The following is a 17,075-nucleotide window of genomic DNA, read 5'->3' as shown; positions in this document are numbered from 1 at the left end:
GCTTTCTGCCGTAGGAGACCTGCATCCTGCACAGAGCCTGGGGGAAATATAATTTCAAAAATGCGACATCATTCTGTCGCATATCGGATAGTTCGCCCTGGAACAGTGCGCTTGTCTTACCGATTCTGTAATCTAGCCGCCTCTTTTTGCGTCTGCTGCCCACAAGGTCGCTGCGCGCTAAACGGGTCAGTCTTATACGGACTGACAGCATTTCCCTCACCCATAAGGGAAATCCCTCTCTAAATTCCGATTCAGTAGTGTGGTATTTCCTTAATGAAAGTGTTGAAAGGCCAGGACATCCTGGCACTCGGCTTTATGACTTTTGCCCTGTTCGTCGGGGCCGGCAACATCATTTTCCCGCCTATCGTCGGCCTGCAGTCCGGACCCCATGTCTGGATGGCGGCGCTGGGCTTCCTGATCACTGCGGTCGGTCTGCCGGTGATCACCGTGGTTGCCCTGGCCAAGGTCGGCGGTGCCATGGACGCGCTGAGCACGCCTATCGGCAAGCTGGCCGGTGGCCTGCTGGCAGCGGTCTGCTACCTGGCGGTAGGCCCGCTGTTCGCCACGCCACGTACCGCTACCGTGTCCTTTGAAGTGGGCCTGGCGCCGTTGACCGGCGAAAGCCCGCTGGCCCTGTTCCTCTACAGTTCGGTGTACTTCCTGCTGGTGTTCTTCATCTCCCTGTACCCGGGCCGGCTGCTGGACACCGTCGGACGCTTCCTGGCGCCGCTGAAGATCATCGCCCTGGCTGTGCTGGGCATTGCGGCCTTTGCCTTGCCCGCCGGCGACATCGGCACCGCCACTCCCGAGTACGTTGCAGCACCATTCTCCCAGGGCTTCATCAATGGTTACCTGACCATGGATACCCTGGGCGCGCTGGTGTTCGGCATCGTCATTGTCAATGCCATCCGTTCCCGCGGGGTCGAGTCGCCTCGGCTCATTACCCGTTATGCCGTGATCGCCGGCCTGATCGCCGGGGTCGGCCTGGCGCTGGTCTACGTCAGCCTGTTCCGCCTGGGCTCGGGCAGCCATGAAGTGGCCGCCGGTGCCAGCAACGGCGCCGCGGTATTGCACGCCTATGTGCAGCACACCTTCGGTTCCCTGGGCAGCGGTTTCCTCGCGGTGCTGATCTCCCTGGCCTGCCTGGTGACCGCCGTGGGCCTGACCTGCGCCTGCGCCGAGTACTTCAGCCGTGTCCTGCCGCTGTCCTACAAGACGCTGGTGGTGATCCTCGCGGCGTTCTCGCTGCTGGTATCGAACCTGGGCCTGACCAAGCTGATCGCGTTCTCGATCCCGGTGCTGACCGCGATTTACCCGCCGTGCATCGCCCTGGTGGCCCTGAGCTTCTGCAAGGACTTCTGGCAGGACCAGCGCCGTATCGTCGGCCCGGTGATGCTGGTGTCCTTCGTGTTCGGCCTGATCGATGCCCTCAAGGGCGCGGGCCTGGCCGGCTGGATGCCAACCCAGCTGTCGCACTTGCCGCTGAGCGAGCAGGGCCTGGCGTGGCTGGTGCCGTCGGTGATCGTGCTGGTGGTGGCAGTGATCTGCGATCGCCTGCTGGGCAAGCGCAGCGAAGCCCTGGCCTGACCTGAAGTTGATGGCCCGGGGGCGCCACAAGCGGCCCCCGAGCCCCTTAAAAAATGCCCCGCATCGATGGATGCGGGGCATTTTTTATGGGCGTACAGCGGTGTCTTTTTCCCCTGCGGGGCGTCGAAGCAGTGCCCTTTGCTTTTGTCTTCTGCCAACGCCTTACAGGAATTTGCATGTCGTTCGTTCAAGCCAACCTGATCCACCTACTGGCCGCCCTGTGGTTCGTCGTCTGCTGGGGTGGCTATACCCGCTACGCCAGTTGGAAGGGAAGGGACACCGCGTGCCTGGCCAGCGTCCTGCACCTGTATCGCGAGGACTGGATGCGCCGCATGCTGCTGCGGGACAACCGCATCGCCGATGCCAGCGTGATCGGCAACCTGGAGCGCAATGCCTCGTTCTTCGCCTCCAGCACCCTGATCATCCTGGCGGGCATCCTCACCGTGCTGGGCGCCTCGGAGCGTGCAGTGTCGCTATTGGCGGACATTCCCATGGTCCAGCAGGCGTCCCAGGGCATGTCGGAAATCAAGCTGCTGTGCCTGGCGCTGGTGTTCGTCTATGCCTTCTTTACCTTCAGCTGGTGCATGCGCCAGTACAACTTCGCCGCAGTGCTGGTGGGGTCGGCGCCAATGATCGGCGAGCGTCATGTTTCCGAGCAGGAGCGCAAGGCTTTTGCATCGCGAGCGGCTCGGGTAATTTCCATGGCGGCCAACCAGTTCAACTTCGGATTGCGTTCCTATTACTTCGGCATGACCATGCTGGCCTGGTTCGTCAGCCCCTGGTTATTCATGCTGATGAGCGCGGGTGTGGTGTTTGTCCTGTATCGGCGGGAGTTCCACTCCGATGTACTTGAGGTCATGGTCTATACACCGACAGAACAACCTGTGGTCGATAGCCCCAAAGATGCAGCCTGAGCGTTGATGGCTGATCGATTGAACGGTTGAAAGGAGTTGGCCAATGAGCAGTTCGCGTGCCCTGAAGTACCTGTGCCTGGGGTTTTTCCTGTTGTCGGGCTGCAGGGCGCAAACCCTGTATCTGAATGGCGAAGCCCGGGGCAGGGTGGTAGATGCATTGAGCGGCATGCCGATCGCCGGGGCCAAGGGCGCCTTGTGTGGCGCACAGTTCCTGACGGCCGATGACGGGAGCTTCAAGGTCGAAGCGGCAACGGACTGGGAATGGGTCATGTTGCTGGCCGGGCGTTCGCCGCAGGACATCCCGCACCCTTGCTTCATGAGTATCGCGGCAGCGGATTACCAGACCCGCCAATGGCTGGCGCCTTTTACCGCCCACTACGACTTTCCCATCAGGTTGCTGCCCATTTCCAGCCCCTTGCACTATGCACTGGAGTCCCCGGGCAATGAGTCGGTGCCAATGCAGCCGTTGCAGGCAGAGCCCCACCAGGACGAATTGTTCCTGGGGGCAGGCGGCTGATCTTCAACGCTTAGTTGCTTGCCCGGCAACTAAGCACTGTTGTATTGAGCGACTGTTTTACGAGCAAGAAAAAGCCCGCACTTGGCGGGCTTTGTTCTTTGTTGCGCTAAAACCGACTTAGTTGGTTTTAGGAGCTGCTTCCTTGGCGCTTTCTTCAGCAGCAGCCTTGTTGGATTCAGCCTGATCTTTGGCTGCTTCGGCGTTTTCTTTTGCCGCGTCGTTCACTTTATCCTGAGCTTCGTTCATTTTCTGTTGGGCTTGCTCAGCATGTTGATTGGCATCTTGAGCTTTGTCCTCGGATTTTTTGTCGCAGGCAGCCAGACCGAGGGAAGCGGTCAGCATCAGGGCAATAGCTAAAGTCTTACGCATGGGGTGTTTCTCCTTAGTGAAGATATCTACTGGCCTTTCGATCATGGCCTTGTGATTTAAGTTCCTTGAGACTCACAGATATATTAAGTAGTCATTTCATGGAACTTTTGCCTGCTTCATTCAACGCACATTCCCGACAATAAAAAGAGATAAATCCCATGGCGCAAAACCCTATTTCTGAGCGTGCGGCGCGCTTTCTTTCCGCCTTGCGCCACTGCCAGGTGCTGGGCATCCGGGTACATAGCGCCTCTGAAGAGGGCCTGACCCTGACCTTGCCCTACAGTCCGCAGATTGTCGGTGACCCGCAAACCGGGATCATTCACGGCGGTGCCCTGACCACGCTGATGGACAGCGCCTGTGGCATGGCCACGCTTTGCGTGCTGCCGGAGTTCGAAGTGTGTCCGACCCTGGACCTGCGCATAGACTATATGCATCCGGCGGTCCCTCATCATGACGTGCACGGCTTTGCCCAGTGTTACCGGGTCACCACCGATGTGATCTTTACCCGCGGCTTTGCCTTTCAGGATGATCCCGAGCGTCCCGTGGCTCATGTCGTCGGCACTTTCATGCGCATGGGCCGGGGGCTCAAGGGCAGCCGCGGGCTGGCCAGCTCGATCAAGGGGGAGCGGGCATGAGCACGGACCTTCGAGGACTCCTGGAGCAGGCTCGCCAGCAGGGCGATTACACCGCGTTGCTGGAGCAGATCCCCTACGCGAAGCTGATTGGCATCGAGTGCACGCAACTGGGAGATGAACTGCTGTTTCGCCTGCCGGCCAACAAGGACAATATCGGCAACCCTCTGCTTCCAGCCCTGCACGGTGGAGTGATCGCCGGCTTCATGGAACTGGCGGCCGCCTTGCATTTGCTGATTCTCACCGGCTCGCCCGGGGTGCCGAAAATCATCGACTTTTCCCTCGACTACCTGCGCGCCGGGCAGTTTCGCGACACCTTTGCCCGCTGCCAGGTATGCCGGCAGGGCAGGAGGGTGGCCAATGTCGCCATCACCGCCTGGCAGAGCACTGCCGAGGAGTCGATTGCCACCGCTCGCGCACATTTCAAGATCGAAGAGAGCACCGGCCCTTGAAATCCAGCGAGCGACCCCCACTTTCATGTCATCCCGCCGCCCTCCGCTCCCGGAACGCGGCCAATGCCATCTGATTGGAGTTTGATGACCATGAGTGTGGAAACTCAAAAGGAAACCCTGGGCTTCCAGACCGAGGTGAAGCAACTGCTGCACCTCATGATCCATTCGCTGTATTCCAACAAGGAAATCTTCCTTCGCGAATTGATCTCGAACGCCTCTGACGCCGTCGACAAATTGCGCTTCGAAGCCCTGTCCAAGCCCGAGTTGCTGGAAGGTGGCGCCGAACTGAAAATCCGTGTGAGCTTCGACAAGGACGCGAAAACCGTCACCCTCGAAGACAACGGTATCGGCATGAGCCGAGAAGATGTGATCACCCACCTGGGGACCATCGCCAAATCCGGCACCGCCGATTTCATGAAGAACCTCACCGGCGACCAGAAGAAGGACTCGCACCTGATCGGTCAGTTCGGCGTGGGTTTCTACTCCGCGTTCATCGTCGCCGACCAGGTTGAAGTGTTCAGCCGCCGTGCCGGTCTGCCCGCCAGCGAAGGCGTGCACTGGTCGTCCAAGGGCGAAGGCGAGTTCGAAGTTGCGACCATCGACAAGGCCGAGCGCGGCACCCGCATCGTCCTGCACCTGAAATCCGGTGAGGACGAGTTCGCCGATGGCTGGCGCCTGCGCAACATCATCAAGAAGTATTCCGACCACATCGCGCTGCCGATCGAGCTGCCCAAAGAAGCCGCTGCCGCTGAAGGCGAAGAGAAACCTGCGCTGGAGTGGGAAACCGTCAACCGCGCCAGTGCCCTGTGGACCCGTCCGCGCACCGAGATCAAGGACGAGGAATACCAGGAGTTCTACAAGCACATCGCCCATGACTTCGAAAACCCGCTGAGCTGGAGCCACAACAAGGTCGAAGGCAAGCTGGAGTACAGCTCGCTGCTCTACGTACCGGCTCGCGCGCCGTTCGACCTGTACCAGCGTGAAGCGCCCAAGGGCCTCAAGCTCTACGTGCAGCGCGTGTTCGTCATGGATCAGGCCGAGTCGTTCCTGCCGCTGTACCTGCGCTTCATCAAGGGCGTGGTGGACTCCAACGACCTGTCGCTGAACGTCTCGCGGGAAATCCTGCAGAAAGACCCGATCATCGACTCGATGAAGTCGGCGCTGACCAAGCGTGTCCTCGACATGCTGGAGAAACTGGCGAAGAACGAACCCGAGCAATACAAGGGCTTCTGGAAGAACTTCGGCCAGGTGATGAAGGAAGGCCCGGCCGAGGACTTCGCCAACAAGGAGAAGATCGCCGGCCTGCTGCGCTTCGCCTCCACCCAGGGCGACGACGGCGAGCAGAATGTCTCCTTGGCCGACTACCTGGCTCGCGCCAAGGAAGGCCAGGACAAGATCTACTTCCTCACCGGCGAATCCTACGCCCAGGTGAAGAACAGCCCGCACCTGGAAGTCTTCCGCAAGAAAGGCATCGAAGTGCTGCTGCTCACCGACCGTATCGACGAGTGGCTGATGAGCTACCTCAACGAGTTCGACGGCAAGAGCTTTGTCGACGTGGCGCGCGGCGACCTGGACCTGGGCAACCTCGACTCCGAAGAGGACAAGAAGGCTGCCGAGGAAGTCGCCAAGACCAAGGAAGGCTTGGTGGAGCGGATCAAGACCGCCCTGGGCGAGAGTGTCAGCGAAGTGCGGGTTTCCCACCGCCTGACCGACTCGCCGGCGATCCTGGCCATTGGCGAGCAGGACCTGGGGCTGCAAATGCGCCAGATCCTTGAAGCCAGCGGGCAGAAGGTTCCGGATTCCAAGCCGATCTTCGAGTTCAACCCGACTCACCCGCTGATCGAGAAACTCGACGGCGAGCAGAGCGAAGAGCGCTTTGGCGACCTGTCGCACATTCTCTTCGATCAGGCGGCCCTGGCGGCCGGTGACAGCTTGAAGGATCCGGCGGCCTATGTGCGCCGGCTGAACAAGCTGCTGGTGGAGCTGTCGGTTTAACCACGTTGCAAGAAAAACCCGCTTCGGCGGGTTTTTTCATTCTGGTGTCCCCCTACTGGAGAAGATGAGTCATGAGTCAAATCACAGTGCGTTCCGTGGTCTATCAGATCGATGGCCAGCCCTATGAAGGCCGCCTGGCCTTCGATGCCGCCCATAAAGCTGCGCGTCCGGGGTTGCTGATGGCGCCGAACTGGATGGGTGTCAGCGCCGGCGCGGAGAAGATCGCCGAGGCGGTGGCGGCCAAGGGTTATGTGGTGCTGATCGCCGATCTGTATGGCCAGTCGCTGCGCCCCGGCGATGCGAGCCAGGCCGGTGCCGCGATGATGCCGCTCAAGGATGATCGGGCGTTGTTGCGCAAGCGCATGCAGGCGGCCTTTGCGGCCTTGCAGAGCCAGGGCGAAGCCGCGGTGGACACCTCCAGGCTGGCCACCTTCGGCTTCTGCTTTGGCGGCTGCTGCGCGCTGGAACTGGCCCGCAGTGGCGCGCCGGTGAAGGCGGCGGTGTCGTTCCACGGCACCCTGGACACCCCCAACCCTGCCGATGCCAACAACATCAAGGGCTCGGTACTGGTACTGCACGGCGCGGCGGACCCGTTCGTGGCCAAGGAGCAACTGCCGGCCTTCGAAGCGGAAATGGACGCCGCGGGAGTGGACTGGCAACTGGTCAGCTACGGTGGCGCGGTGCATTCCTTCACCGACACCCACGCCAACCTGCCGGGCAAGATGATGTACGACGCCAAGACCTCGGCCCGGGCCTTCGCCACCATGCATTACCTGCTGGACGAAGTCTTTAGCGGCTGACCCACTGACCCTGATCCCGTAGGAGCTGGCTTGCCAGCGAAGGCGTCAGTGAGAGCAACGCCAGACTCACGGGCCTGTTCGCCGGCAAACCGGCCCCTACCGATCAGTGGCGGGCGGGTGGCAATTCGATGCGCTCGCTTTCTCCCGGCACCTGCGGCCAGTCCCCGGCGGCCCAGCGTCTGCGAGCTTCATCGATCAACAGTGGATCGCTGGCGACGAAGTTCCAGTTGATCCGCCGCGGGCCGTCCAGGGCGGCGCCGCCGATCAGCACCGCGTGGCAATCGCTCTCGGCGAACAGCGTGACGTTCTCCCCCTCTGGCAATACCACCAGCGAGTGCACGGGTAATGGCTCGCCGTCCAGTTGTGCCTCGCCCTCCAGTACATACAGCGCACGCTGTTGATGCTCGGTGGGAATCAGCAGGCTGGTGGCGGTCTGCAGCCGCAGCTCGGCATACAGGGTGGGGGAGAGCACCGGCACTGGCGACTCCAGGCAGAAACCGCTGCCGGCAATCATCCGAATGCTCACCCCCAGGTTGTCGCTCACCGGCAGGCTGCTGGCCGGGTGATGGCTGTAGTGCCCAGGTCCCTGCTCCTGTTCTTTGGGCGAGGCCAGCCAGACCTGCAGGCCGTGCATGGCAAACCCCTGGGCCTGCAAGAGTGCTGGCGTGCGCTCGACATGGGCGATGGCGCTGCCGGCGGTCATCCAGCTGACGTCCCCGGCGCCCACGATCTGGTCGGAGCCCAGGCTGTCCTTGTGCTGGATCTGCCCGGCGAACAGGTAGGTCAGGGTGGAGAGGCCGATATGCGGATGCTGGCGGATATTCATGCCCTTGCCCGGCGGGTAGCGGGTTTCCAGCATGTGGTCAAAGAACACGAAAGGCCCGACACTGCGGCACTGGGCCGAAGGCAGGGGGCGCAGGATGGGTTGGCCTTCAACGTCCTCGGCACGGGGACGGATCACGAGGGGGGAGTTCATGGCGGATTCCAGGCTGATCGGGTTATGCCCGGGAGCATAACCCGCTTGTGCCCGCCTTGCCGCTACTGGCTGAAGGCACCTTCGGAGAGGTGGGTCTCGATGCTGACTTCGCTGGTGGTCATCAGCTTGTGGATCGGGCAACGGTCGGCCACCCGGTGCAGCTCATCACGCTGGGCGTCGGTGAGCACGCCCTTGAGGGTCAGTTTCACATGCAGGGCGTACTTGCCCTTCTGCTCTTCGCTGTTGTCGTGCTTGATCTCCACGGTGACCCCGGTCAGCGGGATGTTCTTCTTCTGCGCGTAGAGCTTGAGGGTCAGGGCCTTGCAGGCGCCCAGGGCGGCATCGAAGTAGTCATGGGGCTCGGGGGCGGTGCCTTCGCCACCGGCGGACTTGGGCAGGTCGGTGAACAACTGGTGGTCGTCGACCTGGATGCTGTGGCGGAAACCTTCGCTGGACTCGGTATTGACGGTGATGGTCATGGCAAACCTCAGGCAGTGATGAATAAGGATCAGGCTGTAAGGGTGCTGAAGTTATAGAGCATATCGAAGCGCGGGCGTTCCCCTTTTTCTGAACCTGCGGCTCGGCGTCGCGGTCTATCCTGCTTCGATCCATGGGAGGCGGCGCGGTGCACTGGAACCCTGTTCAAGCAAGCTGTTTGTGGGCGCTGCTGATGCTGCCGCTGGCGGTGGCCCAGGCGCGTGACTATGTGTACAGCGACGCGCACCTGCATTACGTGGACTTCTTCCAGGAAACCGCGGGCATGGAAGCCTTGCTCAAGGCCATGGATGACAACCGCATTGAGCAGGTGATGATTGCCGGGATTCCGGTGGCCAAGAAATGGCACGAGGATGAGCCCAAGCGCCCGCGCTACTACGCCGGGGACGATGCCGCGGCCTACTGGTACAGCGCCACCGACGTGCTGGTGGCCGCCGCGGTGAAAAAGCTGCCGGCCGAGCAGCGCCGGCGCTTTCATCCGTTCCTTTCGGGGTTCAACCCCAACGACAAGAACTCCGCGGCGCATATCCAGCGCATGCTCGATCTCGACCCGGGGCTGTGGCAGGGCATCGGCGAGGTCTTCACCCGGCACGACGATCTCACCGCGCTGACCGCCGGCGACACGCCGCGGGCCAATAACGAGGCGATGACCAAGGTCTATCACCTGGCGGCCGAGAACGACCTGCCGGTCATGCTGCACTCCAACATCACCTCCAAGCGCGAGCGCAATCCACTGTACCTGGCGGAAATCGAAGAGCCGCTGCGCAATCACCCCCATACGCGTTTTATCTGGGCCCATGCTGGCACCAGTGCCGAGATCCATCGTCACCAGACCCGGCTGGAGTTCCTGCTGCCGACCCTGACGCGGCTGCTGGAGAGCTACCCCAACCTCTACATCGACCTGTCCTGGAGCCTGCTCACACCCTATCTGCTGGATAAGCAGGGCAACCCCGACCCGGCCTGGCTGCAGCTGGTGGAGCGCTTCCCGGAGCGCTTCATGCTGGGTTCGGACGTGGTCGGGCGCTTCAACAAACTGGGGAGCGAGCTGCGGGGGTTCGATGGCTTTCTTGACGCCTTGCCGCAGGAGGTGGCACGCAAGGTGGCCCATGACAATTTCCTCGCCATCCTTCCCGCCAACCATCGTCCCTAGCAGGCGCCAGACTGTCATCAGCCTGTCATGCCTGCTTCATAAGCTCGCGCCATCTCAATCAAGGAGCGCGATATGCACCTCACTCGTTTAAGCGCACTGGCGGCGCTGATGATCTTCAGTGGCCTGGCCAGCGCCGAAGTCCGTGTCGAAGGGCCGGTGGAATACGGCGTGTTCGAAGGTCCCAAGGCCGAGCTGCAATCGGGGGAGCGGGTGCTGCGCCGCAGCAACGAGAAGATCCAGCAGACCTCCGTGGTGCCCGCCAGGCTGGGGACCAAGTTCGGCATGCGTTACCAGTTGCTGGGCAAGGTGGCCGAAGATCAGCCCCTGACTCTTCTTTACCTGACGCCGGGCATCCGTACGCCGGACGGGGTACGCCATGACAAGTTCGAAATCACTCAGAAACTGGTGCCCAACGCTCCCCAGGACGTGATGGCCTATGAGTTCACCGAAAGCCATGAGGTGGTCCCGGGCGAGTGGCGTTTCATGGTCTTCCAGGGCGACCGATTGTTGGCAGAACAGCGATTTTCTGTGCGCTGAATCGTTTTACGCCCAAGTATTGGAGTGCTAGGGCGTTTTGATATCACGTTTTTGTCTTACGCAATTTTCCAATGGCCCGATACCGTCTAAGAGCACCCTGCTGCAAGTTCTTGCAGCGCTCTAGGAAGGAGCCAGAGGAATGAGTCTTAGAAGTCTGAACATTGCGCTACGGGCGAGCCTGGGTTTCGGCTTGCTGGCGCTGATGGTGTTTGCCCTGGGGGCATTCGCCTTGATGCAGATGGGCAATATGCGCCAGCAGTCCGATGAAGTGGAAAGCAATTGGCTGCCCAGCGTGATGTCCGTAGGGGAAATGAACCAGGACCTGCTGCGCATTCGCGCCCTGACCCTGCGGTTGTTGATCAATCGCGACCCGCAGGCGATCACCCAGAACGAAAACAAGATCAACGAGATCAAGAGTGTCCTGGGGGTTGCCCAGAGCCGCTACGAATCCTTGATCCTCCTGCCCCAGGAGCGGGTCCTGTTCGATCGCTTCAAGACCATCGAAAAACAGTACCTGCAACGCCAGGAACGGGTCATGCAGCTCTCCAGCCAGAACCAGCTGGAGGAAGCGGTCAAGGTGGTCAATGGCGAAATGAACCAGCTGGCCGATGAGATGGCCGCGACCCTGCACGAGCTGGTGGAGCTGAACAAGCAAAGCGCGACCCATGCCACCGATATGGCCCAGGCGGTGTTCAGCAAGTCGCGGGTATGGGTGATCGGCATGATTGCCCTGGCGGCGCTGGTGACCATCGGCCTGGCCCTGTTGTTGACCCGCAGTATCGTCCTGCCTCTGGCGCAGTCGGTGAATGTGGCCGAAGTGGTGGCCGGCGGCGATCTGACCGGCACTATCACGGTGACCGGCAGGGACGAGCCGGCGCGGCTGCTGCACGCGCTCAAGGCCATGCAGCACAGCCTGCGGGAAACCATCCGGCGCATCTCCGATTCATCCAGCCAGCTGGCCTCGGCCTCGGAAGAGCTCAGTTGTGTCACCGAGGATGCGACCCGTGGCCTGCATCAGCAGAGCCTGGAGATCGAACAGGCGGCCACGGCGGTAAACCAGATGACCGCAGCGGTGGAGGAGGTGGCCAGTAACGCAGTGGCCACGTCCGAGGCCTCGCGGGAGTCCGACCGCATCGCCCAGCACGGGCGCGAGCAGGTGCACCAGACGGTGCTCTCGATTGAGTCGCTGGCGCAGGACGTGACGGCCAATGCCAGCCAGGTGGAGGATCTGGCGCATAAGGTCTATGGCATCAGCAAGGTACTGGAGGTGATCCGTTCCATTGCCGAGCAGACCAACCTGCTGGCGTTGAACGCGGCCATCGAGGCGGCACGGGCCGGGGATGCGGGACGCGGGTTCGCAGTGGTGGCCGATGAAGTCCGGGCCCTGGCTCATCGGACCCAGCAGTCGACCCAGGAAATCGAGCAGATGATCGGCGGTATCCAGCAGGGCACCGACCAGGCCGTCAGTTCCATGCAGCAGAGCAACAACCGCGCCCATTCGACCCTGGAGGTGGCCAAGGCGGCAGGGCAGGCGCTGGAGGAAATCGCATCGGCCTTCACCCAGATCAATGAGCGCAACATCGTCATTGCCAGCGCCTCGGAGCAGCAGGCGGCGGTGGCGCGGGAGGTGGACCGCAACCTGATGAACATCCGCGACCTGGCCTTGCAGACCTCCGCCGGGGCCAATCAGACCAGTGCGGCCAGCCAGGAGTTGTCGCGCCTGGCGGTGGACCTGAACAGCATGGTGGCGCGTTTCTCGGTCTGAGCCTTCTGGCAGGCGAAAAAAAGCCCCGAACCGGTCGGGGCTTTTTCATTCGGCGAAGCGGCGGGGCTTACTTGCCCTGCCAGCGCTTCAGGACCAGGGTGGCGTTGGTACCACCGAAGCCGAAGCTGTTGCTCATCACGGTGTTGATGGTGGCGTCTTCGCGGGTCTTGGTCAGGATCGGCATATCGGCCACTTCCGGATCCAGCTCGTCGATGTTGGCCGAACCGGCCATGAAGTTGCCTTCCATCATCAGCATGCAGTAGATCGCTTCGTGAACGCCGGCAGCGCCCAGGGAGTGACCCGACAGGCTCTTGGTGGAGCTGATGGCTGGAGCCTTGTCGCCGAACACTTCACGCACGCCCTTCATTTCCGCGACGTCGCCGACCGGGGTCGAAGTGCCGTGGGTGTTCAGGTAGTCGATAGGGGTGTCGACGGTGGACATGGCCATTTCCATGCAGCGGATTGCACCTTCGCCGCTTGGAGCCACCATGTCGTAGCCATCGGAAGTGGCGCCGTAGCCGACGATTTCCGCGTAGATCTTGGCGCCACGGGCCAGAGCGTGTTCCAGTTCCTCGACCACCACCATGCCGCCACCGCCGGCGATGACGAAACCGTCACGCTTGGCGTCGTAGGCGCGGGAGGCCTTTTCCGGGGTTTCGTTGTACTGGGTCGACAGGGCACCCATGGCGTCGAACAGGAACGACTGGGTCCAATGCTCTTCTTCACCGCCACCGGCGAAGACGATGTCCTGCTTGCCCATCTGGATCTGTTCCATGGCGGTACCGATGCAGTGAGCACTGGTGGCGCAGGCAGAAGCGATGGAGTAGTTCAGGCCCTTGATCTTGAACGGGGTGGCCAGGCAGGCGGAAACGGTGCTGCTCATGGTCCGCGTAACGCGGTATGGGCCAACGCGCTTGACGCCTTTCTCGCGCAGGATGTCCAGCGCTTCCATCTGGTTCAGGGTCGAGGCGCCGCCGGAACCGGCGATCAGGCCGGTGCGCGGGTTGGACACTTGTTCTTCGCTCAGGCCGGAGTCGGCGATGGCGTCTTTCATGGCCAGGTAGGCGTAAGCCGCCGCGTGGCCGACGAAGCGATAGATCTTGCGGTCGATCAGCTCTTCGAGGTTCAGGTCAATGGAGCCGGAAACCTGGCTACGCAGACCCATTTCGGCATATTCCGGGTTGAAGCGGATGCCAGGGCGACTTGCACGCAGGTTAGCGGAGACGGTCTCTTTGTCATTGCCCAGGCACGAAACAATGCCAAGACCTGTGATAACGACGCGGCGCATGCGGATAACCCTTAGAAGTTGTCAGTTGAAGTAAACACGCCGACCCGGAGGCCTTCGGCGGTATAGATTTCGCGGCCGTCAACGCTGACCGAACCATCGGCGATGGCCATGTTCAGCTTGCCCTTGAGCACGCGCTTGATGTGAATGTTATAGGTGACTTTCTTGGCGGTCGGCAGGACCTGGCCGAAGAATTTCACTTCCCCCGAACCCAGGGCGCGACCGCGGCCCGGCAAGCCCTGCCAGCCGAGGAAGAAGCCCACCAGTTGCCACATGGCATCCAGGCCCAGGCAGCCTGGCATCACCGGGTCGCCTTCGAAGTGGCAAGCGAAGAACCACAGGTCTGGAGTGATATCCAGCTCAGCGACCAACTCACCTTTACCGTACTTGCCACCCTCTTCGCTGATATGGGTGATGCGATCCACCATCAGCATGTTGGGGGCGGGCAGTTGCGCGTTACCTGGGCCGAACAGCTCACCGCGACTGCAGCGCAGCAGGTCTTCCCGAGTAAAGGCGTTTTGTTTGGTCATGCGAGCTCCTCAATAGTCCCGTGCGGCAGGGTTGGGCAAATCTTCCCGGCCGATCGAAGCGTTCATGCCTCGAGCCGGCAGCCTACTCATAGACTATTGCGTTGTAGTGAAAGTCACAGCGCAAAGGGCATGAATGTACACTTGTGCACTGAAATTTTTTTTGAGGGCCTTTTCAGGGCCCCGTCGGGTGCCTAAGACTGCCGCACTTTCGCCCATGACGCCAGTCGTAGCTGTTGGAAAATAGCCGGTTATTGCACCCAACGTTGGAGAATTTGCTGCAGATCCGCGCGCTTGAAAGGCTTGGCCAGGTAGTCGTTCATGCCCGCTGCAAGGCAGGCTTCACGGTCGCCCTGCAAGGCGTTGGCGGTCAGGGCGATGATCGGTAAATCGGCACAGCCGGGCAGTTGGCGGATCTGCCGGGTGGCTTCATAGCCGTCGACCAGCGGCAGTCGGCAATCCATCAGAATCGCCTCGAAGATCAGGCTTTCGGCACTGCGTACCGCCTGGGCGCCGTCGGTGACGATGCTCACGGTGAACCCCAGGCTACGCAGCATGGCCTGGATCACGGTCTGGTTCACCGGGTTGTCTTCCACCAGCAGCACGTTGCGGCCTTCACCGGAGTGCTGATTGCTGCTCACCCGCGGGGCCAGTACCGGCAGGCTCTGCTGGAACAGCGCCAGGGGGATTTCCAGGGTGAACACCGAGCCTCGGCCTTCCTCGCTCTGGGCCCGCAGGGTGCCACCCATGCGCTCGGCCAGGGTGCGGGCGATGGGCAGGCCCAGGCCGGTGCCGCCATAGCGACGGGAAATCGAACTGTCGGCCTGCTGGAAGGCGTCGAACATCAGCTCCAGGCTGGCCGGGCTGATGCCGATACCGCTGTCGCGCACTGCGCAGGTGAACCACAACAGTTCGTGATCCAGGGCCTGCCACTGGGGCTCGATGGTGATGCTGCCCTGCTCGGTGAACTTCAGGGCGTTGCCGATCAGGTTGACCAGGATCTGCCGGATTCGCGTCGGGTCGCCCTTGACCTGCAGCGACTCCATGCCCGGCGGCAGCCGCAGTTGCAAGTCCAGGCCGCGTTGCAGGGCGCTGTGCTGGAAGGCCTGGGCCGAGCTGGTGATCAGTTCGGCAAGATTGAACGGGATGTGCTCCAGTTCCAGGGCCGAGCGTTCGATGCGGGAGAAGTCGAGGATGTCGTTGATCACCTTCAGCAGGTGTTCGGTGGATTCCGACGCCAGCGCCGCGTACTCGCTCTGTTCCTGGGTCATCTGGGTGGTTTCCAGCAGTTGCAGCATGCCCAGTACACCGTTCATCGGTGTGCGCAGCTCGTGGCTCATCATCGCCAGGAAATCCGACTTGGCCTTGTTCGCCCGTTCCGCCTCTTCCCGGGTCTGGATCAACTGGGACATGGCCTGGTGCTGCTCGCGGCTGGCCAGTTCCAGGCCGGCGGCGAGGTTGTTGATGTGCCGGGCCAGGTTGCCCAGCTCGCCATCGTCGACGATCGGCAGCGGGGTCTTGAAATCCCCTTCCTGGATTGCCTTCACCGCATCGCCCATGGCGCGGATCGGCTGTGCCAGGCCGGCCGCCAGGCGCCGGGCCAGGAGGAAGGTGAAGAGCAGGGCGAACAGCGCGAGGATGGCGGCCTTGAGGAGGATTTCCTGCTGGCGCTGGCTGAAGGCGTCGTTGGACATGCCGACGATCACCCGGCCCAGGTAACCATCGCCCTGGGCGGCCATGCTGGCCGGATCGTTCTGCAGAAAGTCGTTGTGCACCTGGATGCGCTGCAGGCGTACCGGGGCCTGGAATACCTTGATCTGCTGCGCGTGGTTGTGGCTGGCCGAGGGCTGTTCCACGTACACCAGGATGTTGTTGGCGCTGTCCTGCACCTCCAGGAAGTGCACGTGGGGCGTGGCCAGGGTTGCCTGCAGCAGGCTCTCCAGGCCCTCGTTGTTGCCGGAGATCACCCCGTACTCGGTGGCTGGCGCCAGTTGATTGGCGATCAGTTGCCCGGTGTGGTTGAGCTCCTGGCGCAAGTCCTGGATACGCACGAAGGTAAAAAAGCTGATCAGTAGCAGGGTCAGGAGCAGGGCCGGGCCCAGGCTGATGAGCTGAGTGCGGGTCTGGATATCCCATCGGCGACGCAATGTCATGGGTGCTTCTCTCCTTCACTCAACTGGCGCGCAACGGCCTGCGGGTCGATTTCCTCGATGCCCAGCGAGCGTGCCACCTGTGGGTTGCTCAGTACTTTGAAAGCCGTCGGGTATAGCGCACGGGGCCAGCGAGCCGGCGGTTGGTCGAGCAGGCTGTCCAGGGTCTGCAGCCAGTCCTGCTGGTCGCTGTAGGTGCTGGCCAGGCTGCCGGCCCGGACGAAGCCGGCATTGGGGCCGATCAGCGCCTGTTGCCGGGCGTAGCTGCTCAGTAGCAGGTTCTTCACGGTTTTCGGGTTGTACAGCTTCGGATCATCCAGGCCCAGCAGCACTTCGCTGTTGCGCAGCAGGTTCTGCAGCGGGCGGCTGTCGCTGGTGCTGTCCCAGGGTTCGGCGATGATTTCCATGTTCAGGGTTTGCGCGGCCAGGTGCAGCTCCTTGAGCAGGAACCGGCTGTCGGCGCTGTACAGCACCCCCACCCGGCGCACCTGCGGCAGAACACTGCGGATCAGGCGTAACTGGCGCTCCAGGGGCGGATCGCTCCACAGCAGGCTCAACCGTGGATGAGGGCTTTGCGCCAGGCGCTGTTGGGCCTGCAGGCGGCTGATGCGCAGGACCAGGGTCGGCGGGCCCAAGGGATCTTGCAGGCGCCAGTCGAGGCTTTGCGGGTCCAGCAGGATCAGGCGCGTGCTGCCGGGCAACTGGCCCGGCGGCGGCAGTTGGGCCAGGGGGACGAAGCGCACCTGGTCCCGGGGGCGCTGGGCGGCCAGTTCTTCGGTGAAGGTGCGCACGCTGCTGTTGTCGTCGCTGGCGGTGAGCAGCACATCGGCCGCCCACAACGGGTTGCCCAGCAGCATGCCCAGTACCAGCAGGCACAGGCGACGATGTATGCGCAGGGCCTTCCAGGGCCGACAGTGGCCCATG

General features: G+C 62.0%; 17 protein-coding genes and 1 pseudogene. 11 read left to right on the top strand and 7 right to left on the bottom strand.

The window, feature by feature from the left end; all coding sequences use genetic code 11:
- The first annotated feature begins 273 nt into the window (after window positions 1-273).
- The 3 genes from brnQ (at window position 274) to AC1RCO_RS07835 (ending at window position 3,018) form a co-directional block, all read left to right on the top strand.
- Window positions 274-1,587, top strand: a complete 1,314-nt coding sequence (gene brnQ / locus AC1RCO_RS07845; RefSeq protein WP_011060055.1) for a branched-chain amino acid transport system II carrier protein — start codon at window positions 274-276, stop codon at window positions 1,585-1,587.
- A gap of 176 nt (window positions 1,588-1,763) precedes the next feature.
- Window positions 1,764-2,501, top strand: a complete 738-nt coding sequence (locus AC1RCO_RS07840) for a DUF599 domain-containing protein (RefSeq protein WP_011060056.1) — start codon at window positions 1,764-1,766, stop codon at window positions 2,499-2,501.
- Between the two features lie 43 nt (window positions 2,502-2,544).
- Entirely contained in the window at window positions 2,545-3,018 is a 474-nt protein-coding gene (locus AC1RCO_RS07835) for a hypothetical protein (RefSeq protein ID WP_103289662.1), read from the top strand.
- Window positions 3,019-3,135: 117 nt separating this feature from the next.
- Here AC1RCO_RS07835 and AC1RCO_RS07830 read toward each other — a convergent pair whose 3' ends face one another.
- On the bottom strand, window positions 3,136-3,387 hold the full coding sequence (locus AC1RCO_RS07830) for a hypothetical protein (protein WP_011060058.1): 252 nt from the start codon (window positions 3,385-3,387) through the stop codon (window positions 3,136-3,138).
- A gap of 158 nt (window positions 3,388-3,545) precedes the next feature.
- On the opposite strand from AC1RCO_RS07830, the gene AC1RCO_RS07825 reads away from it, so the two are divergent.
- The 4 genes from AC1RCO_RS07825 to AC1RCO_RS07810 all read left to right on the top strand — a co-directional run bounded on the left by AC1RCO_RS07825 (window position 3,546) and on the right by AC1RCO_RS07810 (window position 7,266).
- On the top strand, window positions 3,546-4,022 hold the full coding sequence (locus AC1RCO_RS07825) for a PaaI family thioesterase (protein ID WP_125063756.1): 477 nt from the start codon (window positions 3,546-3,548) through the stop codon (window positions 4,020-4,022).
- Window positions 4,019-4,471 (top strand): PaaI family thioesterase, encoded by a 453-nt coding sequence (locus AC1RCO_RS07820; protein WP_125063755.1) that lies wholly within the window; start codon window positions 4,019-4,021, stop codon window positions 4,469-4,471. The genes AC1RCO_RS07825 and AC1RCO_RS07820 overlap by 4 nt, the downstream gene beginning before the upstream one ends.
- A 90-nt stretch (window positions 4,472-4,561) precedes the next feature.
- On the top strand, window positions 4,562-6,466 hold the full coding sequence (gene htpG, locus AC1RCO_RS07815) for a molecular chaperone HtpG (RefSeq protein ID WP_011060059.1): 1,905 nt from the start codon (window positions 4,562-4,564) through the stop codon (window positions 6,464-6,466).
- 71 nt (window positions 6,467-6,537) lie between these two features.
- Window positions 6,538-7,266: a dienelactone hydrolase family protein gene (locus AC1RCO_RS07810; protein ID WP_015634672.1), complete on the top strand. Its 729-nt coding sequence runs from the start codon at window positions 6,538-6,540 to the stop codon at window positions 7,264-7,266.
- A 103-nt stretch (window positions 7,267-7,369) separates the two neighbouring features.
- Here AC1RCO_RS07810 and AC1RCO_RS07805 read toward each other — a convergent pair whose 3' ends face one another.
- Together AC1RCO_RS07805 and AC1RCO_RS07800 are read right to left on the bottom strand one after the other, a co-directional pair.
- On the bottom strand, window positions 7,370-8,242 hold the full coding sequence (locus AC1RCO_RS07805) for a pirin family protein (RefSeq protein ID WP_492617616.1): 873 nt from the start codon (window positions 8,240-8,242) through the stop codon (window positions 7,370-7,372).
- 62 nt (window positions 8,243-8,304) lie between these two features.
- Window positions 8,305-8,721: an OsmC family protein gene (locus tag AC1RCO_RS07800; RefSeq protein ID WP_011060062.1), complete on the bottom strand. Its 417-nt coding sequence runs from the start codon at window positions 8,719-8,721 to the stop codon at window positions 8,305-8,307.
- A 191-nt stretch (window positions 8,722-8,912) separates the two neighbouring features.
- Between AC1RCO_RS07800 and AC1RCO_RS07795 the strand changes: the two genes are divergently transcribed.
- The 4 genes and pseudogenes from AC1RCO_RS07795 (at window position 8,913) to AC1RCO_RS07780 (ending at window position 12,189) form a co-directional block, all read left to right on the top strand.
- Complete coding sequence (locus AC1RCO_RS07795; RefSeq protein ID WP_370059477.1) at window positions 8,913-9,887, top strand: amidohydrolase family protein; 975 nt, start codon at window positions 8,913-8,915, stop codon at window positions 9,885-9,887.
- Window positions 9,888-9,959: 72 nt separating this feature from the next.
- Complete coding sequence (locus tag AC1RCO_RS07790) at window positions 9,960-10,424, top strand: DUF3859 domain-containing protein (protein ID WP_015634675.1); 465 nt, start codon at window positions 9,960-9,962, stop codon at window positions 10,422-10,424.
- Window positions 10,425-10,563: 139 nt separating this feature from the next.
- Window positions 10,564-11,334, top strand: a pseudogene (locus AC1RCO_RS07785) (MCP four helix bundle domain-containing protein); the annotation flags it as partial.
- Entirely contained in the window at window positions 11,326-12,189 is an 864-nt protein-coding gene (locus AC1RCO_RS07780) for a methyl-accepting chemotaxis protein (RefSeq protein WP_492617764.1), read from the top strand. The pseudogene AC1RCO_RS07785 and the gene AC1RCO_RS07780, both read left to right, overlap by 9 nt.
- A 67-nt stretch (window positions 12,190-12,256) precedes the next feature.
- Here the strand turns inward: AC1RCO_RS07780 and fabB are convergent, their stop codons facing one another.
- The 4 genes from fabB to AC1RCO_RS07760 form a co-directional block, all read right to left on the bottom strand.
- A complete protein-coding gene (gene fabB / locus AC1RCO_RS07775; protein WP_011060066.1) occupies window positions 12,257-13,477 on the bottom strand; it encodes a beta-ketoacyl-ACP synthase I in 1,221 nt (406 codons plus the stop codon).
- An 11-nt stretch (window positions 13,478-13,488) separates the two neighbouring features.
- Window positions 13,489-14,004, bottom strand: coding sequence for a 3-hydroxyacyl-[acyl-carrier-protein] dehydratase FabA (gene fabA, locus AC1RCO_RS07770; RefSeq protein WP_011060067.1), 516 nt, complete (start codon window positions 14,002-14,004; stop codon window positions 13,489-13,491).
- Between the two features lie 248 nt (window positions 14,005-14,252).
- Window positions 14,253-16,154 carry an ATP-binding protein gene (locus tag AC1RCO_RS07765; RefSeq protein ID WP_011060068.1) on the bottom strand — a complete coding sequence of 634 codons (1,902 nt, stop codon included), beginning with the start codon at window positions 16,152-16,154 and terminating at the stop codon, window positions 14,253-14,255.
- Window positions 16,151-17,074: an ABC transporter substrate-binding protein gene (locus tag AC1RCO_RS07760; protein ID WP_011060069.1), complete on the bottom strand. Its 924-nt coding sequence runs from the start codon at window positions 17,072-17,074 to the stop codon at window positions 16,151-16,153. The genes AC1RCO_RS07765 and AC1RCO_RS07760 overlap by 4 nt, the downstream gene beginning before the upstream one ends.
- Window position 17,075: the final 1 nt, after the last annotated feature.

The organism is Pseudomonas sp. GW823-FHT03E05 (assembly GCF_058796855.1).
This window is presented reverse-complemented; position numbering and strand designations above follow the sequence as displayed.

Bases quoted from the DNA above. Each gene is read 5' to 3' on its own strand.
- AC1RCO_RS07780 (WP_492617764.1), top strand. From the start codon at position 11,326: ATGCAGCACAGCCTGCGGGAAACCATCCGGCGCATCTCCGATTCATCC.
- AC1RCO_RS07835 (WP_103289662.1), top strand. From the start codon at position 2,545: ATGAGCAGTTCGCGTGCCCTGAAGTACCTGTGCCTGGGGTTTTTCCTG.
- fabB (WP_011060066.1), bottom strand. From the start codon at position 13,477: ATGCGCCGCGTCGTTATCACAGGTCTTGGCATTGTTTCGTGCCTGGGC.
- AC1RCO_RS07790 (WP_015634675.1), top strand. From the start codon at position 9,960: ATGCACCTCACTCGTTTAAGCGCACTGGCGGCGCTGATGATCTTCAGT.
- AC1RCO_RS07825 (WP_125063756.1), top strand. From the start codon at position 3,546: ATGGCGCAAAACCCTATTTCTGAGCGTGCGGCGCGCTTTCTTTCCGCC.
- AC1RCO_RS07765 (WP_011060068.1), bottom strand. From the start codon at position 16,154: ATGACATTGCGTCGCCGATGGGATATCCAGACCCGCACTCAGCTCATC.
- AC1RCO_RS07795 (WP_370059477.1), top strand. From the start codon at position 8,913: ATGCTGCCGCTGGCGGTGGCCCAGGCGCGTGACTATGTGTACAGCGAC.
- AC1RCO_RS07800 (WP_011060062.1), bottom strand. From the start codon at position 8,721: ATGACCATCACCGTCAATACCGAGTCCAGCGAAGGTTTCCGCCACAGC.
- AC1RCO_RS07810 (WP_015634672.1), top strand. From the start codon at position 6,538: ATGAGTCAAATCACAGTGCGTTCCGTGGTCTATCAGATCGATGGCCAG.
- AC1RCO_RS07820 (WP_125063755.1), top strand. From the start codon at position 4,019: ATGAGCACGGACCTTCGAGGACTCCTGGAGCAGGCTCGCCAGCAGGGC.
- brnQ (WP_011060055.1), top strand. From the start codon at position 274: ATGAAAGTGTTGAAAGGCCAGGACATCCTGGCACTCGGCTTTATGACT.
- fabA (WP_011060067.1), bottom strand. From the start codon at position 14,004: ATGACCAAACAAAACGCCTTTACTCGGGAAGACCTGCTGCGCTGCAGT.
- AC1RCO_RS07840 (WP_011060056.1), top strand. From the start codon at position 1,764: ATGTCGTTCGTTCAAGCCAACCTGATCCACCTACTGGCCGCCCTGTGG.
- AC1RCO_RS07830 (WP_011060058.1), bottom strand. From the start codon at position 3,387: ATGCGTAAGACTTTAGCTATTGCCCTGATGCTGACCGCTTCCCTCGGT.
- AC1RCO_RS07760 (WP_011060069.1), bottom strand. From the start codon at position 17,074: ATGGGCCACTGTCGGCCCTGGAAGGCCCTGCGCATACATCGTCGCCTG.
- AC1RCO_RS07805 (WP_492617616.1), bottom strand. From the start codon at position 8,242: ATGAACTCCCCCCTCGTGATCCGTCCCCGTGCCGAGGACGTTGAAGGC.
- htpG (WP_011060059.1), top strand. From the start codon at position 4,562: ATGAGTGTGGAAACTCAAAAGGAAACCCTGGGCTTCCAGACCGAGGTG.